This is a genomic window from Hydrocoleum sp. CS-953 (genome assembly GCF_002260545.1).
Taxonomy (GTDB): domain Bacteria; phylum Cyanobacteriota; class Cyanobacteriia; order Cyanobacteriales; family Microcoleaceae; genus Trichodesmium.
In genome coordinates this window covers 1-2,816 of the sequence record NZ_LGSU01000344.1, presented here as the reverse complement: position 1 = coordinate 2,816, position 2,816 = coordinate 1, and the positions used below count along the sequence as shown (strand labels likewise).

Genomic DNA, 2,816 nt, shown 5'->3' with positions numbered 1-2,816 from the left:
TTGAGGTTCTGGTTCTGGTTCGCCTTCAGGGTTTGTATAACCACTTTGGTCTTCATCACTTACAGAACCAGCGGTTACAGTTGCAATGTTGACATAATTGCCGATGCTTGTTTCACCCGCAGCAGAAAGNGAGATGATTACGGTATCTCCTGTTAAGTTAGCACTGTTAAAGTCAGCCCAGCGACTAGAACTCGAATGAGTAAAGTTATTTTCTTTGACATAGCTAGACAACAGACTATCACTCAAAGAGGATATCTCAGCACCATTGCTGTCGCCGATCCAAATGGAAATATCACTATCATGTCCGACATATTCTAGGAAGGCTTTATCGACGGTAACATCTTGGTCAAATTCAAAGAGTAGATAATCAACTTGAGTCCCATTATCCACTCGGTGATGAGAACCGTCTTCACCACTGTTGGTAACGCCTAAACCTCCGTTATACACACCAACATAACCAGCATTCCAATGACCACTACTGTTACGACTGAAGCCACGGACATCAACTGAAACACCATCTTGAGTGAAGGAACGAGTATTACCATCGGGACCATCTGTACTGCTANCTTCAGGTCAGACATAGTCGAGGAACGCTTTATCGACCGTAACATGGTGTTCAAATTCAAAGAGGAGATAATCAACTTGAGTCCCATTATCCACTCGGTGATGAGAACCGTCTTCACCCCTGTTGGTAACGCCTAAACCTCCGTTATACACACCAACATAACCAGCATTCCAATGACCACTACTGTTACGACTGAAGCCACGGACATCAACTGAAACACCATCTTGAGTGAAGGAACGAGTATTACCATCGGGACCATCTGTACTGCTATAACCATTGAAAATAAAGGTAGTGTCAGTGGAACCAGTAGTAACGGTTAAATCTTGGGCTGCTTCCGTGGCGGAAGTGTATAACCAAGTTTCACCTGCACTGAGAATGCCATCTGAGTTAACATCACTAGATGCAACTAGAGTGGGAGTAAAGTCATCACTGGTGTCATCTACAGTTCCGTTATCATCACTGATGATAACTTCATTAGCTGTGAAGTCCACGTTACCTGTGTTTTCGACAGTATAGGTAAAGGTGACATCTGCACCTGCTGCAATTTCGGGTAGGTTATTGAGGTCAGNCTGTTGGTAACGCCTAAACCTCCGTTATACACACCAACATAACCAGCATTCCAATGACCACTACTGTTACGACTGAAGCCACGGACATCAACTGAAACACCATCTTGAGTGAAGGAACGAGTATTACCATCGGGACCATCTGTACTGCTAGAACCATTGAAAATAAAGGTAGTGTCAGTGGAGCCAGTAGTAACGGTTAAATCTTGGGCTGCTTCCGTAGCGGAAGTGTATAACCAAGTTTCACCTGCACTGAGAATGCCATCTGAGCCAACATCACTAGATGTAACTAGAGTGGGAGTAAAGTCATCACCAGTATCATCTACAGTTCCGTTGTCGTCACTGATGACAACTTGCTCCTTTGTGAAGTCCACGTTACCTGTGTTTTCGACAGTATAGGTAAAGGTGACATCTGCACCTGCTGCAATTTCGGGTAGGTTATTGAGGTCAGNACGTTACCTGTGTTTTCGACAGTATAGGTAAAGGTGACATCTGCACCTGCTGCAATTTCGGGTAGGTTATTGAGGTCAGTAACATCAATATCATCACCATTGACAAACTTCTCAATGTCGATACCAGGAGTGAGTGGTGGGTTCTTATAATTTGCAGCATCCTCATCACTAACACCACCAGCAGTCACAGTAGCTATATTGGTGTAGAGTCCAGGAGCATCAATCACCTCAACCTTGTCAAAATCTAAACCAGAGATAGCACCACTACCAGCTAATTCAACCTCCAACTTAACCACATCATTATCATTGATGTTTAAAGTTTGGAAACTGTTATCACCATCTTGACCAAGTGCAGCAATATCGGTAGTTGTTACATTTCCATCTGCATCAGTTGTGATGATTTTGCCACCAGCTTCCTCAATATCTATAAAGCTGAGGGAGTTGATATTAACAGGGTTATCAAAATCAAAAGTAATAGTACCGCCGTCAGCTTCGTCATCAGGATTAGAACTGTCACCATCTTCAGAGATGATTAAGATATTGCCTTGTGGTGTGGTGTTATTTGGACCAGAACCAGGAGTTTCCAGGTCATGATCTCCACCTGTAGGATTAGCACTATCAAAGATCATCGCTTGATTTGAACCACCAGTTGCAGAAATGGTGACACCTAAATCGTTGTACTCATTATCAATGACAGTACCAGCAGCGAAACCTTCAAAGTCAATTACATGATTCTTAGTTGTGGTTGTGCTAGTAGATAAGTTCTCAGCAGGTAGTGTTTTTGTGTAACTCCAAGTTTCATCACTATCAAGCAAGTTATTTTGGTTCTCATCACCAACATTGAAATCACCTGCTAACACTTGGTCTGGATTGAAATCATCGGATGTATCACCAGGTGTACCATCATCATCAGTGACGGTAACTTCATTAGCTGCAAAGGAAACGTTACCAGTGTTAGTTACTTCATAAGTAAATACAGCATCATCACCAGGTAAGATTTCCTCCGCTTCAGCAGCAGTATCAGCATCTTCACCATTGACAAACTTCTCAATGTCGATACCAGGAGTGAGTTGAACTAGACCTGCGTCTAAAGATTCGTTGAATTCTCCCGACTGTACTGTTACTGTTGGTGTTTGACCTGTTGTGGTATCTGCATCGGAGTCTAAGTCATCATTTCCACCTTCGTTTGGTGTTGTGAATTGGAACCCTTCTGGTAAGTCGGAGAATTCTACT

General features: G+C 43.0%; 1 protein-coding gene. It reads right to left on the bottom strand.

Annotated elements, in window-relative coordinates:
- Window positions 1–1,583 precede the first annotated feature (1,583 nt).
- Window positions 1,584–2,816, bottom strand: a 1,233-nt coding sequence (locus AFK68_RS44120; RefSeq protein WP_210407199.1) for an SdrD B-like domain-containing protein, incomplete at both ends; no start/stop codon positions are given.